Source organism: Albibacillus kandeliae, from assembly GCF_003116585.1.
GTDB classification, from domain to species: Bacteria; Pseudomonadota; Alphaproteobacteria; order Rhodobacterales; family Rhodobacteraceae; genus Albibacillus; species Albibacillus kandeliae.
The window spans coordinates 181,954-203,886 of record NZ_QEHM01000007.1; the positions used below are offsets into that span (position 1 = coordinate 181,954).

Sequence of the window (21,933 nt, forward strand, 5' to 3'; positions counted from 1 at the left end):
CCCTGCCAAGTGGGCCAAGCTACCAGTTGATCGCGATAGGCACGTGGTGGCCGGTGTCCCGCAACGCCGCTATCCGGCGGGCTGCCGCCAGGTCGGAGGCGACCATCTCGGCGCACATCTGGCGCACATCCGTTTCGGGTTTCCAGCCAAGCCGGGCGTGCGCCTTTGAAGCATCGCCAAGGAGTGTCGCCACCTCTGCCGGGCGATAGTAGCGCGGGTCGACCCGCATGATCACGCTGCCGGAGTGCAGGGCCGGGGCCGAATGACCGGCCACGCGAACCACGCGGGCGATCTCGTTCTCTCCGGATCCCTCGAAGGCAAGCGTGAGGCCGAGCGCCGCCGCCGACCAGGTGAGGAAGTCGCGCACCGAGTATTGTTCGCCCGTGGCGATCACGAAGTCCTCGGGCGTGTCCTGCTGCAGCATCAGCCATTGCATGCGCACGTAATCGCGCGCGTGGCCCCAGTCGCGCAGCGCGTCCAGGTTGCCGAGGTAGAGGCAGGGTTCGAGCCCCTGGGCGATATTAGCCAGACCCCGAGTGATCTTGCGGGTCACAAAGGTCTCGCCCCGGCGCGGGCTCTCGTGGTTGAAGAGGATCCCGTTGCAGGCATACATCCCGTAGGCTTCCCGGTAGTTTACGGTGATCCAATAGGCATACATCTTGGCCACGGCGTAGGGAGAGCGCGGATAGAACGGGGTCGTTTCCGTCTGGGGTGACTCGCGCACCAGACCGTAGAGCTCGGAGGTCGAGGCCTGATAGAAGCGGGTGGTGTCCTGCAGGCCGAGGAAGCGGATCGCTTCGAGCAGACGCAGGGTGCCGAGGGCGTCGATATCGGCGGTGTATTCCGGAGACTCGAAGCTGACGCCCACGTGGCTCTGTGCGGCAAGGTTGTAGACCTCGTCGGGGCGGACCTCGGCCAGGATACGGGTCAGGTTCGAACTGTCGCTCAGATCGCCGAAATGCAGGTGCAGGCGCGGGTCGTGATCGTGCGGGTCCTCGTAGAGATGGTCGATCCTCTGGGTGTTGAACTGCGATGCCCGGCGCTTGATGCCGTGGACCTCGTACCCCTTTTCCAGCAGGAATTCCGCAAGGTAGGAGCCGTCCTGACCGGTGATCCCGGTTATGAGCGCACGTTTCATTCCTGTACCTTTTCCTTTCGGTGGGGACGCGGCACGCCGCATGAAGGCCTTCGTCAACCGCTCATAGCAGAGAGACAGGGCTGCCTACGGCTTGCCCAAATGGCTGCGCGCTCATCCGTTCGGTGTGTCGCCGCACCCAAAGGGCAGGCTGGCCTCCTGCGATCAGAGGATCGCATCGGAGGCCTCGAAGATGACGTCCACCCAGTAGTTGGACGATTGGTAGCTCTGGGTCGGGAACAGGCCGGTGGAGCCGCTGCTGAACACGCCGTTGTTGCCGCCCGCCGCATTGACGGTTCCGTCCGGTCCCGACCAGCCGCTCCCGAAGAAATTGCCGCTGAAGGCGTAGTTCTGGGTCGTGCCGTAGGAGGCGATGTAGGTGGTGTCGGCGTCGATGGCGACCGGGGTGGTGAGGACGGCGGTTTGCCATCCCGTCTGGCCCGGCGTGGAGGCGAGCGTTGCACTCGCCAGCAGTGTTCCGGACCCGTCCCACAGGTTGAGCGTGCGCGTATCGGTATCCGATGCGTCGGCGGCACCCCGGTAGTAGCGCAGCGCCGTGATATCGCCATCCGTCTCGACCGAGAACCGCACCCCGAGTTCGTAATCGGTGGGGTCGTTGGTGACGATCTGGGAGGGGAGATCGGTATCGCCGAAGAGGCTGGTTGCGTCCGGGGTGCCCGGTTCGCTCTGGTCCGTGACCTCCACGGTGATTGCCTGCAGCACGGCCGGGTTGATGCCATCCGAGACGGACAGGACCAGGTCGTAGATGTTGTCGCCGCCGGTATCCGCCGGGTTCTCGTAGTCGGGCGCGTTGACGAAAGTCAGCAGACCGGTGTCCGGGGTGATTGCGAAGGCACCCGCATCGTCGCCACCCGCGATCGCGAAGACGAAGGTGTCGTTGTCCGCGTCGAAGGCCGTGATGGTCGCGACCGCCGTCTGCTCCTCCGGTGCGGTGAGCGCAGTGCTGGCAAGCGTGAAGGTGGGCGCGGTATTGGTCTCGGGCTCCGCGCGGAAGCCGACATCAACCCAGTAGTTGGAGGCGAGATAGCTCTGCGTCGGGTAGAGACCCGTGCTCCCGGCTGAGTAGACCCCGGCGTTGGTCGAGGTTCCCAGCACGCCATCCGGGCCAGTGTGGCCGGAGCCGAAGTAGTTCTGGCTGAGGGCGTAGTTCTGGGTGGTGCCATAGGACACCGTGTAGGTCTGGCCCGCGTCGATCTCGACCGCCGAGGACAGCACGCCCACCTGCCAGCCGGACTGACCCTGACCCGAGACGACGGTCGTGGAGGCGATCAGGACGCCGGAGGCGTTCCACAGGTTGAGTGTTCTCGTGTCGACATCGCCGGAGTCCGCCGCACCGCGCCAGTAGCGTAGGCTGACGATCTCGCCGTCGCTCGCGGCGGTGAAGCGGGTTCCCAGTTCGTAGTCGGTCGTGTCGCCGGTCTCGGTGAGCGCGGGGGCCGTTCCCGGGGCGAAGAGTGTCGAGATCAGCTTGCCCGACTCGGCGGGATCGTCGGTGATGGTCACCTGTACGGTCTGGGTTCCGACCTGACCCTCGGTGTCGGTCGCACTGAGCTGGATCTCGTAGACGTTGTCACCGTTGCTGTCCGACGGCGCCTCGTAGTTAGGGGCGAAGACGAAACTCAGCACACCGGTCGAGGCATCGATGCTGAAGGCCGAGGCATCGGCCCCTCCGGCGATGCCATAGACAATCGGGTCGGTATCCGTCGCGGTCACCGAGGCAGCGATCAGCGCGTTTTCGGTAACGCTAAATGCCGAGGCCGAGGTGAACACGGGGGATGTGCCGGTGACCTCCCCTGCTTCGAAGGTGACATCGACCCAATAGGTCGAGGAGGCATAGCTCGACGTGGGCAGGATCGCCCCGGAACCGACGGCAAAGACGCCGCCGGTTGTGGCCGGTGCGACCAGTACGCCGAAGGGATCGGAATAGGCGGAGGAGAAGAAGCCGGAGCTTGCGATGTAATTGTCCGCCGTTTCGTAAGTGACGATGTAGGTCTGGTTGGCCTGCAGCGTGACCGGGGCATTCAGCACGGCATTCTGCCAGCCGTCCTCTCCGGGGTTGGAGACAAATTCGACGGTCGCGAGTAGCGTTCCGTCCGCACTCCAGAGGCGACCGGCCCGGACGTCGGTGTCACCGGCATCGGAGGTGTCGCGATAGTAGTGCAGCGAAGTGACCTGCCCGGCCTGTGTCACGGAGAACTGGGTGCCCAGCTGGAGCGTGGTGCCGTCCGAGAAGGCCTGCCCGGTGACTTCGGTCCAGGGATTGAACAGGCTGAGGCTCTCGGGCGTGGTGGCGTTCACGATAATGCTGTCGAGGCTCGTGACGGTCGGAATGTTCAGGCTGTCGTCGATGGCGCGGGCGAGGATCTCGAAGCTGCCGACGCCGGTCGGCGCCCAGTTGTAGGACCAGGTCGAGGTGCCGGTCGCAGGCTTCCAGGTCTGGCCCCCGTCGAAGGAGAGCTCGACCAGCGCGACCGCCCCGTCGTTGGTGAGGGGGTCGCCATCATCGTCGGTCGCCGTCCCGGTGATCTGGATCACGGTACCCGCAGGCAGGCTTTCTGGCAGTGCATCGAAGGACGCCGTTGCCGCTGCGAAATCGGTCGAGGCGATGGCCCGGAGCAGACCCTGCGACGCCAGAACCGCATCGGCCACGGCGGGCTGGATGCCCATGTCGGCGAACAGGTTGATTGTAAACTGCTGCAGCGCCGTGTTCTCGATGTTGGCGGCGTAGGGTTCGTTGTCGTGGGTGTCGCTCAGGCCCCAGCTCCAGAACACGGTGCCTGCGCCGAAGACGAGCGCGCCGCTTTCCGCGCGATAGAGCGAGAGGTTGTGGGTCGCGACCCCGGCTTCCACGGTGTTGCCCTGATCCACGAGGATCCCGCTCCAGGGGATCGTCGTTTCGGACAGGTAGATCAGACCGGCGGGACGATAGTCATCGACCGGCGAGGTGTTCCATTCGTACCCGAGGATCCCCGGCGACATGTCGAGCGCGCCGCTCCCGGCGACGCTCGTGTCGCGCCAGAAGCGCAGGTTGGCGAACTCCTCCGGCACGTCGAGCGCGCCGCCGAATTCGCCGGTGCCGTCAGGGCCGAAGAGCTGACCGGTCAGCGAGTTCTCGGCGCAGTTGCAGAGGTCGGGCTGGCCCGAAAGGGGAGGCCGGTCGGCCGCGTCCCCGGCGAGCGGGTTGTCGATGAACCGGTCGTCGCGCCAGGTGCCGGTCCAGATGTTGGTGGGATCGAGGTTGTAATAGTCGTCGGCGCCAGCGTTGGGGTCCGCGACGGCCCAGGTCTCCTTGTAGCAGACCAGCGTCCGGTACTCCTGCCCGTCGATGGTGCTCGTCTCCCAACGGGTCTTCCAGTAGACTTCGTTGCCGCTCCAGAACAGGAGGTTGACGCCCGCATCGCGGGCTTCCTCTACGTTGTAGCGCTGGTCGGCGGACCAGTATTCGTCGTGCCCGACCGAGATGAAGGCCTCGTATTTTTCGAGGTATTCGGCCCCGAGCCGGTCGGTATCGACGCCGGAGATATAGGCGACGTCGTAGCCGTTCTGTTCAAGCCAGGAGATCGCCGCGTAATCTGCGCCGAACAGGTAGTCCTGCGCGCCCGCTGCCGGACCGCCCTGTTCGCCGTTGATCCCACGGGTCACAAAGGGGCGGTTGTAGCTGACCGCATAGGCGCGATCCTCGGCATAGCCGCCCGCGCCTTCGATCGTGGGGTTGTCGATCGTGCCGCTGCTGTCGCCGTAGAAGTTGGCGCCGATCTGACCGTTGTTGCCGATCCAGCCGTTGTAGGCGTGCCAGGTCGTGTCGGAAGTTTGCAGGACGATATCTGCCTCGCGGTCGTCCTCGCGCACCACGAAGGGGATCTGGTTCACCTCGCCCTCGATGGGGTTGCCATTGGCGTCGAGCCGCTGGAGGCGGGCAAGATAGACGCCGGACACGGCGTCGTCTGGCACGTCCCAGGTATCGGTGACGCTCCAGTTGCCGGCATCCGCCGTCCCGGTGGCCTCGATGAAGATCGCGTCCGGCTGCACCGTGGCGTTGGTATTGGTCCAGGAGGCCACCATGCGCGCGCCAGCGCCGTCATAGTAGCCGAGCCGGAAGATCTCGACCTTGTAGTCGCTGCCAGCTTCGTCGTTGACGTTGATCTTGAAATCGATCTCGTCCCCGGCGTTGACGCTCATGTCGGTGGCAAAGCCCTCGATATAGGTCGAATGTTCGACATCCCAGTAGGACTGGGGCATGCGTCCGTCCGTGCGGGCATTCTCGTCGACGATCTGGTTCATGCGAGGTCTCCAACCTTGAACGTGTTACCGAGGGGCGGTGAAGGTGGTGTCATTGGTCGCAGCGGGACCGGTGGTCTGCGGCGCGGCGGGGAGGTCGCGACACAGCAGGCGTCGAGTGCCGCGACGATCGCCGGTCGGTGCATCTGTTGTGTCCCGATAAAGACGATCTCTTGTCGCCGGTCGCCGTAGGGCGGGCTCCAGTGCTCTGAGATGCGGGCGACCGCAGCGGGATCGGTTGGCCAGTGGGGGCGCGGGACAGACGCCCACCACCGGCCGGTCGCCCGGATCGAGCTCAGGCGGCCCGCCAGGCTGACTTCCATGACGGTTCCGGGCATCCGGGCGGTCCAGAAATGCCCCTTTGCGCGCAGGACGCCGTTGAAGAGGCAGGGCGCTCCGCCGCCGAACACGTGGCGGACGCGGTTCCAGTCGAACGGGGCCCGGGCGCGATAGACAAAGGACGAGAGGCCGTACTCTTCTGTCTCCGGCACGTGATCGGCAAAGCCGTTCAGTTCCTTGAACCAGAGGGCATGGCTGCGCGCGCGGGCCGGGTCGAACAGGCCGGTGCCGAGGATCTCCTCGGGCGCGACCGCGCCGTGATCGGTTTCGATCAGGCGCGCATCGGGGTTGAGCGCGCGGATGATGCGGCGGGCCTCTGCCGTGCGCGCTGGCCCGGCGGTTCCCACCTTGTTCAGGATGATGATGTCGGCGAACTCGATCTGGTCGACCAGCAGTTCGACCAGCGTCCGGTCGTCCTGATCGTCGCGCGCCGTGGTGCGGTCGCGCAGGAACTCGTTGCTGTCATAGTCGGCCAGCAGGTTCGCGGCGTCGACCACCGTGACCATCGCGTCGAGTCGGGCCACTTCGGACAGGCTCGCCCGGGACTCGTCGCAGTATTCGAAGGTCGCCGCTACGGGGAGCGGTTCGGAGATGCCGGTGGACTCGATCAGCAGGTGGTCGAAGCGCCCGGCCAGCGCCAGCCGCCGCACTTCGAGCAGGAGATCTTCGCGAAGGGTGCAACAGATACAGCCGTTCGTCAGTTCGACCAGAGTCTCCTCGGTCGCGCTGAGCCCCGCGCCTCCCGAGCGGATCAGATCGGCGTCGATGTTGACCTCGGACATGTCGTTGACGATCACCGCGACGCGCAGACCGCCCCGGTTGTTGAGAATGCGGTTGATCAGCGTGGTCTTGCCCGCCCCCAGAAAGCCGGAGAAGACCGTGGTCGGCAGCCGCGTGTCCCGCTTTTCGGGCGGCCGCGCCCAGGCGCCCCGCGTGAGCGTATGGCCGTTGTGGTGCGAGGTCATCGTCATGGCTGTGCTCCCGACTGTCGCAGGGTGTGCATCTGGCTGTTCAGGGGGTGCGACATGCGCAGGCCGTGCCTGTTCGGGACTCGCGTTCGGACCCCTCCTCCGAGGCAATCAGTTTGCCGCCGGGCGCGTATGGGACAACCTGCGCCAAGGTCAGCCGGGTTCATCCTTTCGGCGTACCCCGGGGAGGCGTCCACACCTCCTTTCGACCAGCGGTTGTCCCGCTGGGTGGGGTCTTGGGGCGTCTGTTCGGTCATCCCTTGTCTTCCTGTTGGCTGTCCGGGTGGAAGGCGTCCAGCCCCAGGCGGCGGCGCAGGTCGGGATGCCACGAGGCTCGCTGCCTGTGTGCGGAGGGCGCGACCGTATGGCGGTCCGTGAACCCGTAGCGGCGGTGCTTGCCCGGGATGACGCCGACGATCAGCGAGAAGGCCTGCGGCACACTCAGCTTGGTCAGCAGACCCGCCGCGAGTTCGACCACGTTGCGGGGCGTGTGGCCCCATCTGAGCACCACGAGGACGGGACCGCCGAGCCGCAGATAGCGGATCGCGCCGGGACCGAGCAGCGGCGGGGCGTTCACGATGGTAAAGACCTTCTCGAACTCGGCGTCCTCGATGACTTCGTGGAGCGCCACCGAGATGTCCTCGTCGCACTGCCGCGCAAGGTCCGAGAGATAGCGCCGCATGACACCGTGCCGTGGCTGCGGGTGAAGCTCTTCGATGGGCGAGTCGGGGGTAATGTCGGCCACGACGGGTGGGCTCGTCTCGATCAGTTGCACCTGCCGACCGGTCGCAGCAATCTCGATCGCGATCCACTCTGCGACGGGCAGGGTCATGTCCTGCTCGCGCAGGGCGCAGACGGTCAGGACCTGCGGCAGACGATCACCCGACGCGCTTTCCATCAACATCAGCATGTCCCGCAGGTTCTCGGCGTGGGGCGTGGTGGCGCGGGCCCCGAGGTCGGACGCCATCGATGCGCGCTGTTCCGGAGTAAGTTCGGACCAGAGGCCGACGGGCGACAGCTGCGGCAGGTGGGTCAGTTGCTCGTGGCTGCGGATTCCCTTGTCACGCAGTTCGGCGATGGCCGCGATCAGCAGCGAGATCAGCAGAGCGCCGAGGGCGGTGCCCAGCAGGTAGATCTTGCGGCCCGGGCCGAGAGGATCGAGCGGCACGGTCGCCGGTGTCAGCACCTCGAGCGAGACGGGGGCCAGCCGGGCCTGCGACATCAGCAGCTGCTTGCGATGTTCGAGATCCGCGAGGGACTGCTCCCGCGCCTGCAGCAGTTCGGTCTGTTCCTTGATGCGGGGCGTGGCGATCTGGATGGCGGACAGTCGCTTCTGTGCATCCTCGGAACCGATGGCGAGCCGTTCCAACTCCACCAGGATCGCCGCGTCTCGCTGTTCCAGCGCCCGGTCGTAGGCCAACAGCGCCTTGTGGATGTCCACCCGCATCTCGGCGACCCGTGCCATGCGGCGCATCACCGTTTCGTGGTTTTCGCCATAGACCAGCGTGAGCCGTTCCAGCTCTCGCACCTCGGACTTCAGATCCTGCCGCAGGGCAACGAGGGCCGAGGGTTCGGCAAGCGCGGTGGACTCGGGGTTCTCCAGCGCCTCCTTGATGGAGCGGCGGTTGTTGGTGATCTCGAAACTCTGCTGCGCGAGATCGGCCTGACGGCCCTGGATCGCCATCAGGAGGTTGGAGGCCGCTTCCTCCGTCGCGCCGCCACCGGATTCCTCGCCACGCAGGAAGGCCTCGAGATCCGAGCGGATCTGGGTCACGTAGGCGCGTTCGAACACCAGCCGTTTTTCAAGCCATGCGGCTGTTTCGCCGATCTCGCTCTGCCATCGGGCCGTGCGTTGCGCGATGTAGGTATCGGCCACTGCCTGCGGCACCTCGGCGGCGAGCACGGGATCGCGCGAGACGAAGCCTATGGAAATCACGTTGTTGCCGCTCGGTCGCGTTACCGACAGCACCTTGGCGAAGGCGCGGGCGACCTGATCGGCCCCGTCCTCGCCACCGGCCGCGTCGTCACCGCCGCCGGTCAGCGCCGACCGCAGGGACGCCGCCATGCGATGAAGCAACCCGTCCGATGATTCCAGCGCGCGGTTGAATTCCTCTCTCTGGTCCAGATCGAACTGGCGGATGACGGCATCCGCGACATCGCGCGAGAGGATGCGCTCCACCTCGCTGTTCAGGTCGAAGCTCACCTGACGCCCGTCGAGACCCGCCGTCAGCGAGAGGGCGGGCGCGGGCGAGGCCAGCACGCGCATCCCGGCATAGTAGACCTTGTGGGTGGCGAGGATGGCCGGCAGCGCGAGCAGGCAGATCAGCAGGATCAGCCCGCCGATCAGGGCCGATCGCCTAAGCAGGATCCGGTAGATATTGATCCATGCCGTTCCATCGTCCGGAACGGCATGGATCTCGGGGGCGGCCAGCGAAAGGGGTTGAGCGGGCGGGAACTTGGTCGACGTGTTCATGCCGATCTCGGGACAGGAGCGGCGGCATGAAGGTGATCGGCGAGCAGTTCCTCGAACGCTCTCGCATAGCCCTCGATGTCGAAGCGGGACAGAAACAATGCGCGGCCAGCCTTGCCGAGGCGCGCGCGCAGGTCGGGGTCCGCGACCAGGCGGGCCAGGGCGCGGGCCAGAGCCTCGCAATCTCCCGGCGGGACCAGCAGGCAGGTTTCGCCGTCGACCAGGACCTCGCCCTGTGCGCCGACAGGCGTCGTGACGACCGCCAGTCCCTGCGCGAGCCCTTCCAGCACAGCCATTGCGAAACCCTCCGCATGAGACGGTAAAACAAGGATATCGGCCCGGGCGCGGAGGCGTGCCGCCTCGTCCGCGTCGACCCAGCCGGTCAGGTGGACCTGCGACGACAACCCAAGGCTCTCGGCGTCCGCGCGGTAGGTTTCGACCGATCCGTCGCCAGCGAGCGTTGCGTGCCAGTTGCCGCCCGCCATCAGCGGGTCGCTCAGCGCGGCGAAGAGTTCCGGCACACCTTTGCGCGGTCCCAGTTGCCCGAGGAAGATGATCTCGACCGTGGCGCTTCCCCCCGGTACGCGTGGCCCCGGGTCGGGGACGCAATTGCGCAGCAGGGCGATCCGCTCGGCGGGGACACCGAGCGCGCGGTTGACAGTCTCGCGGTCGCGGTGCCCCAGAACGATCACGCGTTCGGCATTCTGGAACAGCGATCGGAGCCTGTGGCGTTGCCATCTCGATCGGCGGGCCAGATCCTGCGCGTAGTCATAGTCGTGCAGGTGCAGGACATAGGGCGCCCGGAGCAGGCGTGCCCAGTGCCCAAGGACGAGCTTGCGCACGGTGCTGCCGCGACCAGCGATATGGAAGTGGTGAAGGGTCGGATGGCCGCGGAGGCTGTCGGCAACCAGCACGGACATCGCATGAACGAGGTGAGCGGGGGAGCGCAGGATGCTGAGGCGTGGGCCCCGGGTGTCGACGACCCTGTGGTCAAAGCCGGTGCTCCGGGACGAGAGGATGTAGCCCACGAGCCGGCCGATACCACCTCCGTGCTCGGCACCTCCAGCGACGTAGTGCCTTATGCGTGGCGCTCCTGATGCCGCTCGAGACATGTGATACCCTTGTATACTCATGGAGTTGCGTGACGTTTGACCCATTACGAAGCCACGGCGCCCGGCAGGCAATCTGCGCCCTTGGTTGACCGACTTATCCTTTTGGGTGAGTGGCCCGCCGCCGATTGATCATCTCGTTGTAAAGTGCCGTTGCCGATGCACCGATCGTGCAGGGGGCGTTCTGACCTTCCGACCAGTCGAGCGCGTTCTTTCCCAGCCGGGCGCGCAGTTCCGGATTCTTGCCCAGTTGTACCAGCGCGCGGGCCAGGGCCTCGGGGTCGCGCGGAGGAACCACCAGCCCCAGGCCGTTAGGTTCGACCGTCGCCCGCAGTTCACCGACATCGGTGACCACCACGGGCTTTCCGAAGGTGGTCGCCACGTGCAGCACACCGCTTTGCGAGGCCTCGTCGTAGGGCAGGACGACGAGATCGGCGTCGGTGAAGAGTTGTGCGGTCTCGCGATCCTCGATGAAGCCGCGCCGGATGTCGTATCGGGCAGGGTCGCCCATGAGGTGCGCAGCCATTTGGGGGTCGTCCCCGCGCCCGGCAATCACGACCCGGAGGTTGGGCAGCGCATCGCCCACCAGCGCCTCGGCGCGGAGCAGCGTCTGAAGCCCCTTGTAGGCGAAGATCCGGCCGAACAGCAGAACCACGAACTCGTCCGCCGGGCGTCGGCGGGTCATGCCCAGGTAACCGGCAAGGTCGGCATAGCGGCGGATCGCCGGGTGCGGCAGGACATGGACCTGCGTGGCGGGTTTGCCAAAGGCACCTGCGGCGGCGGAGCGCAGCGTTTCACCGTGAACGATCAGGTGATCCGATTGCCGCGCGAACATCCGCGCGCCCCAACCCGGAAGCTGCGTCGTCTCGCGGTCGCCGGGGTGCACGGCCACGTCGTGGACCGTGGTCACCAGCGTGGGAGGAGACCAGAAGGGCACGGCGGCATTGAGCCAGAGCGTGGTATTGCTCAGCACGTGGAGGATATCGGGCCGGAGGGCCCGGATCCGGCGAGTCAGGCAGGTCAGGAAGGCCGGGTTCCTCAGGCTGCGGGTGCGCGGCCAATCCAGCAGTTCGACCCGGACACGGGGGTCGATCCAGTCGCTCAGGCTCTCGTAGCGGGACTTGGGCAGGATGGCGGTGGTTTCGACGTGGGAGGCCAGCCCGTTGGCAAAGGCGATCGTGTAGTCGATCGGTTCCGAGTTGAGCAGAACAACCCTCATGATGTGTCGACCTGCCCCGCTGTTTCAGTCCGGTCCTGGCGGAGCGCGGCCATCGCGCCGAGGATGGCGCGCAGGCGGCGCAGCACATTGGGCTCACCCGCATCGAGCAGTCCGAGTCGCGCGAGTTCAAGCGGACGCAGCGCGCCGGGGCGGCCCAGCCGGGCGGCGGCGACCTGATAGTCGAAATGGTCGCGCAACCTGACCCTTCCGCGCATCTGGCGGGACGCGAGGAAGGTGTTGGTGATCCTGACGGTGTGCTCCCAGTGCGCCATGCGACGCGCCAGCATCCCGGCGTCATCCTGCGCGCGGAACCACGCGTTGTTGTGGATGCGATAGCAGGCCAGCGGCCGGGGCAGCGCGACCACGGGAGAGATCATCGGCAGGATACCGGTGATCCAAGCATCGGCGGAAATGCTGAAGTCTCCGGGTATGTTGCCCGCGTTGCGCCAAAGCGACTGGCGGACCGCGAGCGAGCTGGTCATGGGAAAGGGCCAACGGCCGCCGCTGCGCTGGAGACGCGGGCCAAGGTCGCCCTGACAGAGCGACCGGGGGATGGCCGAAAAGGCGGGCGAGCCGTCGGAATAGACGGGCTGCAGACGGTGATAGACGATCCCCGCCTTTGGGGAGCTGTCGAACGCGTCGAGGACGGAGAGCAGCTTGCCCGGCAGAAACCAGTCGTCGGCATCGAGAAAGGCCAGTATCGGGGCCTCGGCCATTGCCACGCCGCTGTTGATTGCGCGGGCCTGTCCACCGTTCGGCTGGAAATGCGCGCGCACCGCACTGCCGAAACCGCGAATGACGTCGCCCGAGTCGTCGGTGGAGCCGTCGTCCACCACGATAACCTCGGCCTTCACGTCCTTCTGGTCGAGCGCCGACTCGATCGCCTGGCCGACGAACTGTCCGTAATTGTAGTTGTTGATGACGACGCTGATATCCGGCGATCGGGTCATGGGCGCCCCCCGGTGCTCCGCTCGGCCTGAGTTGTCTGGTCGGAGGAGCGCAGCAGGGGAACCTCGAAGGCAACGTCAACGACATCACCGGGTTGCAGGGGTTCGTCCATCTCGACGTCGAAGGTGCTGGTTTCGGCACCGGTCCGGCGGTGGACAGTCACGCGCATGACCGGCGCCTGCCGCGAGGGTGTCACGCCACTGGCCTGAAGCCGCAGGTCGAGCGCCTCGATGGAGGCCTCAAGCGCGGCGCGGTCCTGAACCGCCGTCTGCAGCTCGAGCCTGAGCGCCTCGCGCCGTTTCGCCTGTTCCTCGGCATACTCGTAGCGCGCGGCCTCTGACTGTTGCCGGGCACGGGCGGCGAAGGCGGAGGTTTCCAGCCGGTCGCGGGTCAGCTGCGATTTCTCGCGCAGGAGTTCCTGCAGGCGTGTGCGGGGTGTCAGTCCGCGTTCGACCAGTTGGCGCACGTCATTTATCTCGGACTGCTGCAGGTCGGCCTCGCTCTCTTGCAGCTTGACCTGTTCGAGGAGGGTGTCGAGTTCGGAGGACAGCATGCGCAGCAGCTTGCCGGTGTATTCCTTCCGGTCATCCTGTCGCTGGCGAATGTCGGTAAGCAGCGCCGCCTCGGCCTGCATGGTGTCGGCCAGAATGGCGGGCGGCGCCAGCGAGTCCGCGTCCGCCTGGCCCATCGACGGCTCGCCCGCGAGTTCCGCGTTCAGCCGCACGATGCGGGCGCTTGCCTGCGCTAGCCGGAAGGTCAGGGCCCGGCGTTCGGCCAGTGAGGCGAGGGTGGCCTCGGCGGTGGTCTTGCCCTCGGCCTGGGGCAGACGGCTGCCGCCTGCCGCGATGACCGCCTGCCGCACGGTGAGGCCGGGCACGAAATCAAGCGATCCGGCGGCCCCGACACTGCCACCGACATAGACTCGGCGGTAGGAGGCGACCTCGACCAGGATCACCGGCGCGACCAGCACCGAGCGGTCTACGAAAATCTCGGTGATGCGGTCGCGGATGGTGTCCACGTCGCTGCCCGCGACGGTGATGGTTCCGAGCAGGGGAAGCGCGATGCGCCCGTCCACATCGACCGGCGCCACGCGGGAGAATTCCGGGGCATTGATCACGTCGACACGCAGCACGTCGCCGCGCTCCACTGTCGTTCCTGCAAAGAGGGTGGATGGCACCGCCAACAGCAAGGTGGCGGTCATGCAGGCAAGTAAAGAAGCCCGAAACGAGGTAACTATCTTCGGTGTCCGCGACATGGTGCCCTGTCGATTGATCTGCCCCCTGCCTCCTGCCGACGGCAATCAAAGGATCACTCCGAGGCGCCAGCCGGTGAACGTGTTCGTTCGGTCAAACCGCGGCCCGAGGCTCCCCCATGCGGCGGAGGCATGACCCGCCGGATTATCCGAATGATGGAGCCGCAGGCCGATCCGGGACATTTCAAAGCCCTTCTGCCGGGGGTTTCATCGAGCCGAGACATCTGCGGCTGAAAGGGACATGACCGGAGTGACGTCCAGACCGACCTCGGGAAGACACGGCCTGCGCTGGATCGAGTGGTTCTGCGTCGGGGCCGCGCTGTTCCTGTTTTCCGGGGCCCTCTTCCCGCTGTTGCAGGCCGGACCTGCGGGCATCCTCACCGATGGCGACCGCGGCTCGCTGCGCCGCCTCAGCCTGCCGATCTATGCCCTGACGGTCGTCCTGCTGATCCGCCGGCCCGCGCTGATGGGTGTGGCCCTGCGGCGCAATGTGCCGATGCTGTTGCTGATCCTGTTGCCGCTTGTCTCGGCCTTCTGGTCGATCAGCCAGACCATCACCCTGCGCCGTTCGGTGGCCCTGCTCCTGTCGATGGGGGTGGCCTACCTGATGGCGACACGGTTCACGCCGCGACAGCAGATTCTCCTTCTGATACCGGTTCTTGGTGGCGCCACCTTGCTAAGCCTCATCGCGGCGGTGGCCTTGCCGCACCTTGCCTATATGCCCGACGATCATGCGCTGCGGGGAATCTTCCTGCACAAGAACGTGCTGGGCTGGGTGGCGAGCTATACCGTCATGCTGGGGCTGGCGGCGCAGCACGACACCATGCGGGGTATCCGACAGGCGGGATGGGCCATGCTCGGGATCGGGTCCGTCGCGGTGGCGCTGTCTACTTCGGCCACGGGTCTGCTCTCGGCCATGTTCGGCTGGTCCGTCTTTCTCTCGGTGCGCGCCATCACGCGAAAGCAGGGCATGGCGCGGATCACGGTCAAACTCGCTCTGCTGGTCACGGCGATTGCCGTCTTTTCGGCTCTGTTCATCGGCTTGCTGCCCCTGCTCGAGTTCCTCGGCAAGGATGCGACGCTGACAGGGCGGGTTCCGCTCTGGCACCTTGTCGACCCGGAGATCGTGCATCGACCGCTGCTTGGCTATGGCTACGGCGTTTTCTGGTCCGAGGCGAACCCGGTCGCCTGGCGGATCTGGGAGGTCTCGGGGTGGCAGGCGCCGCATGCGCACAACGGCTATCGCGATCTCCTGCTTGGGGTCGGTTCCGTCGGGCTGGTCCTTTTCGGACTCGTCACCGTGAGGGCACTGCGGCAGGGCACCGACCTCTGCAGCGCCGAACCCCGGCAGGGCTGGTTGTGGTGCGTTGCCACCATTGGTGCGTCCCTTGCGATGAACCTGTCCGAAAGTACCTTCCTCATGCAGAACGACCTGATGTGGGTCCTCTTCGCGACGGCTGTGCTGACCCTTTCGCTGAGACATGCGGAACTGAAGGGTCGGGTCCCGGCCCATTTGCGGCTGCAACAGGCCGCGGCCTGACATTCCCGATGGCACGAGGGTCAGTGGCCCGTTCGTTCGATCACGCTGACCCGGGGGCGACCCAACGAACGGATGTGGGGGAGCGATGGCGCAGATCGGGGCTGCACCCTTTGGACAGGGCCGACAACCGTTCAGACAACTACCTCGCTTCGGCTGCTGCGGCCACCGTCTGGGGGAAGAAGTTTCGGAAAGGGACCGAAAGTGGGAAGTTTCACTATGAAATTCAGCACCAGCCCGGCGCGCCTGACAGGGACGGTAGCGGCATGAATTCCTCTTTCCAGCCCCGTCCGTGGAGCGACACCGAGGTCGACGGCCCATTGGCTGCGCCGCTGTCGCCTGTCCGCGCGTCGGGTTCCCGGATCGTTTCGATGGCCGCGCTGATCGCGGGCGACGTCGCTGCCGTCGCGTTGGTGGTCGAGCTTGTGCAGCTGCTGGTGACGGGCAGCGAGACCACGTCGAATGCCATTCGGCTGCTGGTGTTCGCCTGCGCGGTTCAGATCGTCATCAAGGCCGCCCTTGGCGCCTATCCCGGCTTCGGTCTCTATCACGAGGCGCGCCTGCGCAAGGGCGCCAGTGCCTGGCTCGGGGCCTGCCTCGTTGCCATCGCGGCGGCGCTGTTCCTGTCGGTGGGCGGCGTGATGCCCCTGGTCACCCTGTGCTTCAGTCTTCCGGCGGTGATCGCCCTGCAGGCGGTGGTCACCCTGATCGTACGCAGGCTGTTGTCCACGCTCGGCATCTGGGGCGTCCCGGTCCGGTTGGCCGGGAACCCCGCTATCGTTCAGGAGGTGGAGTCGTTTCTCCGCTCGCACCCGGAGATGGGATTGCGGCTGGCCGAAGAGGCGTATGCCGCGCGTTGCCTGCTCTGGGCTGACCGGGCGCTGCCCGATCCGGCGACGCTCGCCTCGCTGCGCAGGCGTCACGACGAGATCATCCTCGTGTCTGACCTGCCGCGCCTGCGCGTGTCCGGTGTGCACCCGACGGAACATGGCGGGCAAATCGGCCTGCGGCTCTCTCCTGTTCACGACGGACCGGCGCAGGCCGTGATCAAGCGATCCTTCGACCTCGTCCTTTCGGTTCCCGCCATGCTGGTCGCGGCCCCGATCCTGCTGATCGCCGCGCTACTGATCCGGGTGGCCGACCCCGGTCCGGCCTTTTTCGTCCAGCCCCGCGAGGGGCAGGGCGGGCGGCGCATCGGGGTGTTCAAGCTGCGCACTATGTACCGCGACGCCGAGAAGATGCTCGCCGAGGTGCTGGCCAAGGATGAAGACGCTCGCGCCGAGTGGGAGGAGCACTTCAAGCTGCGCAAGGATCCCCGGATCCTGCCGGTGATCGGCAAGTTCCTGAGGGCAACCAGCCTTGATGAGTTGCCGCAACTGTTGAACATCGTTCGGGGCGAAATGAGCTTTGTCGGTCCGCGCCCCTTTCCCGAGTACCACCTTCTGGCCATGTCGCCGGAGTTCCGCGCGCATCGGGCCTCGGTGGTCCCGGGGCTGACCGGGCTCTGGCAGATATCGGAACGCAGCACTGCGGATATCGCCGGCCAGCAGCAGCTTGATGACTACTACATCGCCGGGCGCTCCTTCTGGGGCGACCTCTCAATCTTCCTGCGTACCTTCGCGGCCGTGATCGGCGGCAAGGGCGCGTACTGAAGGCTCTCGACTTCGACTCCGCCCGAAGATCGCGGGCCCATAACCGGAAAGGATGGACAATGCCCAATACCAAGCGAACCCTGGTCACCGGAGGCTCCGGGTTTCTCGGCTCCTATCTCTGCGAAAGCCTGCTTGCCGATGGCCACGACGTGCTGTGCGTGGACAATTTCCAGACCGGGTCCCGCCGCAACATCGAGCATCTGCTGGGTCATCCGCGCTTTGAGCTGATGCGCCATGACATCACCGTGCCGCTCTATGTCGAGGTCGACGAGATCTGGAACCTCGCCTGCCCGGCCTCGCCGGTGCATTACCAGTCCGATCCGGTGAAGACGGTCAAGACCAGCGTGATGGGCGCGATCAACATGCTGGGTCTGGCGCGGCGGACCAAGTCGCGGATCTTCCAGGCCTCGACCAGCGAGGTCTACGGCGATCCGCACATCCATCCGCAGACCGAGGGCTACTGGGGCAACGTGAACCCGAACGGTCCGCGCTCTTGCTATGACGAGGGCAAGCGCTGCGCCGAGACGCTGTTCTTCGACTATCATCGCCAGTACAACGTGCAGATCCGCATGGCGCGGATCTTCAACACCTACGGTCCGCGTATGAGCGAGAACGACGGGCGCGTGGTGTCGAACTTCGTGGTGCAGGCGCTGAAGGGCGAGCCGCTGACGCTCTACGGTGATGGCTCGCAGACCCGCTCGTTCTGCTATGTCGACGACCTGATCCGCGGGTTCCGCGCGCTGATGTCCTGCGATGACAGTGTGCCGCAGCCGGTGAACCTCGGGAATCCGACCGAGCTGACGATCCTCGAACTGGCGGAACTGGTGGTTCAGCTGACCGGTTCGAGATCTCGGGTCGAGTTCCGGGCCCTCCCGGGGGACGACCCGCTGCAGCGCAAGCCGGACATCTCGCGGGCGACGGACATGCTGAAGTGGAAGCCGGAAATCGCCCTGCGCGTCGGGCTGGAGCGCACGATCAAGTACTTCGACGCCCACCTGTCCGGACGGCAGACCCGGATTCACCTCGAACTCATGGATGCCGGCGACACCGGGATCCCGGCGGCCCCGATGCACATCATCGGCAGGAACGGTGACGGGGCGCGCATATGAAGCTGCTGGTGTTCGCGCATCGGCTGGAACTGGGCGGAACGCAGATCAACGCCATCGAACTTGCGGCGCAGCTGCGGGACGCCCACGGGATGGATGTCGTGGTGCACGCGACTCCGGGTCCGGCCCTCCCGGTCCTGAAGGCGAGGGGGCTCGCCTTCATCCCGGCTCCTGATGCGAGGTTCCATCCCTCCCCTCACCGGATGCGCGAACTTCGACGGGTGGCGAAGGAGGTAAAGCCGGATCTCGTTCACGCCTGGGACTGGTGGCAGGGGTTGGAGGCCTACCTTGGCCTCCACCTCGTGTCCGGAGTTCCACTGGTTATCACCGACATGATGATGAGCCTGACCCACGCGATGCCGAGAAAAATCCCCACCACCTTCGGCTTCCGCGATCTGCTGACACAAGCCCGGCGGGCGGGCTGGACGAAAGCGGAGTTGCTGCTGCCGCCCGTCGACGTGACCGCCAATGCGCCGGGCGTGGTTGATGGGCAGTCCTTTCGCGAGCGGGTAGGCGTTGGCGCTGACGAGTTGTTGCTGGTGTCCGTGTCACGCCTTGCGACCGTCATGAAATCGGAAAGCCTTGTCCGCACGATCCGGGTCCTGCGCGACCTCGGCGAGACGTTGCCGCTGAAACTGGCGGTCGTCGGCGATGGCGAAGCACGCCCGCAACTGCAGGCGCTTGCCGACGAGGTCAACGGACACCTTGGCCGCAACGCGGTGGTGCTGGTCGGCGCGATGGAAGATCCGCGGCCGGCCTATGCGGCGGCTGATATCCTGCTGGGCATGGGCGGATCCTCCCTGCGCGGGCTGGCCCATGCCAAGCCGGTCATCGTGCTGGGCGAGAACGGGTTTGCGCGGGTTTTCTCTCCGCGCTCGTCGCCGCTGTTCCTAAGGACAGGCATGTACGGTCACGGCGACGGCGACGACAGCGCGCTGAGTACGGCCATTCGCGAGCTTGCCGTCGACGCGGACCTGCGCGCGGAACTCGGGGAGTTCGGCCGTCACTTCGTGGTGTCGCATCATGGCCTTGAACCGGTCGCCGAGGGGTTCGCGCGGTTTTGCCGCCAGGCTGCCGAGACCCGTGCGGCGCCGGTCACGCGCGCCTGGGATACCGCGCGGCTCAGCTATTGGTACCTCCGGCAGCGACGGTTCCGCGTGGCCTCACGCGATGAGATCGTCCCGCCGGTGCCCCAGCATTTCGACGCCGACCCCCTGAGACCATGACGCCAGCGGAAAGGTCGTCTCGCGTATCCGTTCAATAGGCAGCGATCCATGTTTCGACGTTCCATCGCCTTCTCCTTCCTCGACAAGTCCACCGGCTTTGTCCTTGCTCTGGTGACAATGGCCGTTGTCTCGCGGCTGATGACACCCTCCGAGGTGGGCCTGTTTGTCGTGGCGAGCAGCCTCGTGATCCTGCTCGAGGCCGTGCGCGACTTTGGAGTCGCGGCCTTCCTGATCCAGGCGAAGGAATTGCAGCCCGAGCTGGTGCGCAGCGCTGTTACGCTCATCGGGTTGATTTCGCTGACACTCGGGCTGTTCATCGTGTTAGGGGCCGACCTTGCCGCCCGGCTCTACGGGATGTCCGAACTGGCCGATCTCATCCGGATCGCGGCGCTGGCCTTTCTTGTCGCACCGCTTAGCAACCCGCTGTTGGCCCTGCTCCGGCGCGACATGAATTTTGCGGCGGTGGCCCGGATCAGCGTGGCCGCCGCGCTGGCGAACGCGCTGGTGACGATCGGCCTTGCCATGTTGGGCTACGGCGCCTTCAGCTTTGCATGGGGGTCCGTGGTCGCGGCCTGCGTGATGGCGGCGGGGGCGTTGATCTGCCGCCCCGAGTGGTGGATTTTCCGCCCGACCTTGCGCCATTGGCGCACCCTGTTGCCCTTCGGCGCCTGGACGACCGTTGTCACGCTGTTGGGCATGCTCTTCGATGCGATGCCGCGGCTGATCCTTGGCAAGGTGCTGGGGTTCAACGCGGTAGGACTGTTCACCCGGGCGGTGTCGCTATCGCAGATGCCCGACAAGCTGTTCCTGAGCGCGGTGCAACCCGTTGTCTTGCCCGCGTTCTCCTCGCAGGTCCGGTCGAACCAGGGGCTGGCGGGGCATTACCTGCACGGCATCGCATTGATAACGGTGCTGCAATGGCCTGCCCTCATCTGTCTTGCGCTGCTGGCGGATCCGATCGTTCGGCTGCTGCTCGGGCCGCAGTGGCTGGGCGTCATTCCCCTGGTTCGGGTCGTCGCGATCGCGGCGATGGTGCTGGCCCCGGTGTTTCTGACCTTTCCCGTGCTGGTGGCGATGAACCGGGTGCGCGATCTAGCGCTGATCAGCCTGTTGGCGTTGCCGGTGTCCATGCTGATCGTCCTCGTGGCGAGCCGTTTCGGATTGCAGGCCGTTGCCTGGGCCATGATCCCGGCCAATGCGGTCTACATCGGGATGACGCTGATCTGCATCCACCGGGCGGTGCAGTTTGCGTGGAAGGACCTGGCGGTGATCGTCTCTCGCAGCGCTGTCGTCACCCTGTGCACCGGCTTGGTGCCGGGGGCTCTTGTTCTGGCGTTCGGGGCTGAACTGTCCTGGCCGGTTACGATCCTGGGGGCGGTCGGCGCGGCTGTGGGTTGGGGCGCCAGCCTAGCGATGACATCGCATCCGCTGGCCTCCGAGATGTCGCGTCTGCCGATGCCGCGCCTTCTGGCGAGGGGAGTGCGCCGTCGGGGTGGCATCGGCATTCCGTGATGTCAGTCTTCGGGCAGAACCTCGATGTCGTCGCTGCCGTTGGCCAGCTCGTTCAGACGAAAGGCCGCCTGGGTCCTGTTCGTTGCCTTCAGCTTGCGCATGATGTTGCGGATGTGGACCTTGACGGTGCTTTCGCACAGGCCGAGATCGTAGGCGATGATCTTGTTGGCATCGCCGCGCTGGAGCGCGCGCGCAACGGCAAGCTGCCGTTCGGTGAAGAAGCGTTCGAGCCCGGGCTTGCGCTCCGGACGGTCGCCGAGCGCTTCGAGCATGGAGGGGATGCTGCTTCTCGGGATCACGACGCACTTGGACGCCGGTGCGCAGAGGGCCTCGACCAGCTCATCAACGCCGGCGTTGGGCGGGATGAAGCTGGAGGCGCCGCAGTCGATCGCGTGGAAGACCGCGAGGGAGTCGCCGCTGCGCGAGATCAGGATGACCTGCCGCGAGCCGGCGTCCTTGATGAACCCCTGGACCTCGGTCTTCACGTCCGGATCCGAGATCCGGCGATCACCCAGGTTGTAGAGCACGATCTCGATGTTCGATGCGTCCGACTTTTCGTTCTCCCAGTCCGTGGAGCTCTCGAAACGACGGATCTGCGCGTCGGGGAAGATGTGATGGAGAAGTGAACCGAGCACTGCGATTTCGAATGGATTGCCGAAAATCATGCTGATGATTTCGGGCGCGGAGGGAGCACCTTCGCCCTCAAGGCGATGCAATGCGGAATTAATTTCGTCGTCCGCTTTTTCAAGTTCCCTGTAACTATCCAACTGGCTATGTTTCATGTTCTGACAATCCTATGATTAACTTATTAATGTCCCTTTATTGATCCCGGCGAAGTATTTAATTCGCCCCTGCTGCCTGTAATTGAAATTTAAATTATAACAATATTCACTCGACATGATCGGTGCGTAATATGATGAATCGCACATTCATGTTTCTGCTTTTGCCACCGATTGTCGCCAAAGGCGGAACGGAAGAGGTGGCGGGCGTTCACCGTTCAATTTTCGCGGCAATACTGCCCTTGATCATACACTCTCGCCCTTTGAAAGGTAACAAAATTCGACAGTTCATGAGGAATATGGTCGTACGGGTGACGGAAAGGTGATTTAGTAATTCTTTAGGGGTAGGCCATCCGTCGCTGCCGCATCATCTTTGGTTATA

The 21,933-nt window shown here is 65.5% G+C and carries 13 protein-coding genes and 1 pseudogene; 5 read left to right on the forward strand and 9 right to left on the reverse strand.

Features of this window, described 5'->3' with window-relative positions; translation table 11 throughout:
* Positions 1-19: 19 nt before the first annotated feature.
* The 8 genes from gmd to DDT93_RS16770 form a co-directional block, all read right to left on the reverse strand.
* Complete coding sequence (gene gmd / locus DDT93_RS16735) at positions 20-1,138, reverse strand: GDP-mannose 4,6-dehydratase (protein WP_109467014.1); 1,119 nt, start codon at positions 1,136-1,138, stop codon at positions 20-22.
* A gap of 162 nt (positions 1,139-1,300) precedes the next feature.
* Positions 1,301-5,437: a DUF4082 domain-containing protein gene (locus DDT93_RS16740; protein ID WP_109467015.1), complete on the reverse strand. Its 4,137-nt coding sequence runs from the start codon at positions 5,435-5,437 to the stop codon at positions 1,301-1,303.
* The gene (locus tag DDT93_RS16745) at positions 5,434-6,744 is read right to left on the reverse strand and encodes a GTP-binding protein (RefSeq protein ID WP_232825484.1); all 1,311 of its coding nucleotides are present in this window, start codon (positions 6,742-6,744) and stop codon (positions 5,434-5,436) included. Before DDT93_RS16745 ends, DDT93_RS16740 begins: the two co-directional genes overlap by 4 nt.
* A 250-nt stretch (positions 6,745-6,994) precedes the next feature.
* The gene (locus tag DDT93_RS16750) at positions 6,995-9,214 is read right to left on the reverse strand and encodes a hypothetical protein (protein ID WP_109467016.1); all 2,220 of its coding nucleotides are present in this window, start codon (positions 9,212-9,214) and stop codon (positions 6,995-6,997) included.
* The gene (locus tag DDT93_RS16755; RefSeq protein ID WP_109467215.1) at positions 9,211-10,344 is read right to left on the reverse strand and encodes a glycosyltransferase family 4 protein; all 1,134 of its coding nucleotides are present in this window, start codon (positions 10,342-10,344) and stop codon (positions 9,211-9,213) included. The genes DDT93_RS16750 and DDT93_RS16755 overlap by 4 nt, the downstream gene beginning before the upstream one ends.
* A gap of 73 nt (positions 10,345-10,417) precedes the next feature.
* A complete protein-coding gene (locus tag DDT93_RS16760; protein WP_109467017.1) occupies positions 10,418-11,539 on the reverse strand; it encodes a glycosyltransferase family 4 protein in 1,122 nt (373 codons plus the stop codon).
* Positions 11,536-12,489, reverse strand: a complete 954-nt coding sequence (locus DDT93_RS16765; protein ID WP_109467018.1) for a glycosyltransferase — start codon at positions 12,487-12,489, stop codon at positions 11,536-11,538. Before DDT93_RS16765 ends, DDT93_RS16760 begins: the two co-directional genes overlap by 4 nt.
* A complete protein-coding gene (locus DDT93_RS16770) occupies positions 12,486-13,634 on the reverse strand; it encodes a polysaccharide biosynthesis/export family protein (protein ID WP_157960207.1) in 1,149 nt (382 codons plus the stop codon). The genes DDT93_RS16765 and DDT93_RS16770 overlap by 4 nt, the downstream gene beginning before the upstream one ends.
* Before the next feature lie 346 nt (positions 13,635-13,980).
* On the opposite strand from DDT93_RS16770, the gene DDT93_RS16775 reads away from it, so the two are divergent.
* From DDT93_RS16775 to DDT93_RS27170, 5 genes and pseudogenes are all read left to right on the forward strand, one after another.
* Positions 13,981-15,279, forward strand: a complete 1,299-nt coding sequence (locus tag DDT93_RS16775) for an O-antigen ligase family protein (RefSeq protein ID WP_109467020.1) — start codon at positions 13,981-13,983, stop codon at positions 15,277-15,279.
* A 263-nt stretch (positions 15,280-15,542) separates the two neighbouring features.
* Positions 15,543-16,928, forward strand: coding sequence for a sugar transferase (locus DDT93_RS16780; RefSeq protein ID WP_109467021.1), 1,386 nt, complete (start codon positions 15,543-15,545; stop codon positions 16,926-16,928).
* A gap of 59 nt (positions 16,929-16,987) precedes the next feature.
* Entirely contained in the window at positions 16,988-18,037 is a 1,050-nt protein-coding gene (locus DDT93_RS16785) for a UDP-glucuronic acid decarboxylase family protein (RefSeq protein ID WP_109467022.1), read from the forward strand.
* Positions 18,034-19,260 (forward strand): glycosyltransferase family 4 protein, encoded by a 1,227-nt coding sequence (locus DDT93_RS16790; protein ID WP_109467023.1) that lies wholly within the window; start codon positions 18,034-18,036, stop codon positions 19,258-19,260. The genes DDT93_RS16785 and DDT93_RS16790 overlap by 4 nt, the downstream gene beginning before the upstream one ends.
* 48 nt (positions 19,261-19,308) lie before the next feature.
* A pseudogene (locus DDT93_RS27170) lies at positions 19,309-20,250 on the forward strand (oligosaccharide flippase family protein); the annotation flags it as partial.
* Between the two features lie 524 nt (positions 20,251-20,774).
* Here DDT93_RS27170 and DDT93_RS16800 read toward each other — a convergent pair.
* Positions 20,775-21,554: a response regulator transcription factor gene (locus DDT93_RS16800; RefSeq protein WP_232825485.1), complete on the reverse strand. Its 780-nt coding sequence runs from the start codon at positions 21,552-21,554 to the stop codon at positions 20,775-20,777.
* Between the last annotated feature and the right edge of the window lie 379 nt (positions 21,555-21,933).

Coding starts and splice junctions, on each gene's coding strand:
- DDT93_RS16740 (WP_109467015.1), bottom strand. CDS start 5,437: ATGAACCAGATCGTCGACGAGAATGCCCGCACGGACGGACGCATGCCC.
- DDT93_RS16750 (WP_109467016.1), bottom strand. CDS start 9,214: ATGAACACGTCGACCAAGTTCCCGCCCGCTCAACCCCTTTCGCTGGCC.
- DDT93_RS16755 (WP_109467215.1), bottom strand. CDS start 10,344: ATGAGTATACAAGGGTATCACATGTCTCGAGCGGCATCAGGAGCGCCA.
- DDT93_RS16760 (WP_109467017.1), bottom strand. CDS start 11,539: ATGAGGGTTGTTCTGCTCAACTCGGAACCGATCGACTACACGATCGCC.
- gmd (WP_109467014.1), bottom strand. CDS start 1,138: ATGAAACGTGCGCTCATAACCGGGATCACCGGTCAGGACGGCTCCTAC.
- DDT93_RS16780 (WP_109467021.1), top strand. CDS start 15,543: ATGAATTCCTCTTTCCAGCCCCGTCCGTGGAGCGACACCGAGGTCGAC.
- DDT93_RS16800 (WP_232825485.1), bottom strand. CDS start 21,554: ATGAAACATAGCCAGTTGGATAGTTACAGGGAACTTGAAAAAGCGGAC.
- DDT93_RS16790 (WP_109467023.1), top strand. CDS start 18,034: ATGAAGCTGCTGGTGTTCGCGCATCGGCTGGAACTGGGCGGAACGCAG.
- DDT93_RS16765 (WP_109467018.1), bottom strand. CDS start 12,489: ATGACCCGATCGCCGGATATCAGCGTCGTCATCAACAACTACAATTAC.
- DDT93_RS16745 (WP_232825484.1), bottom strand. CDS start 6,744: ATGACGATGACCTCGCACCACAACGGCCATACGCTCACGCGGGGCGCC.
- DDT93_RS16785 (WP_109467022.1), top strand. CDS start 16,988: ATGCCCAATACCAAGCGAACCCTGGTCACCGGAGGCTCCGGGTTTCTC.
- DDT93_RS16775 (WP_109467020.1), top strand. CDS start 13,981: ATGACCGGAGTGACGTCCAGACCGACCTCGGGAAGACACGGCCTGCGC.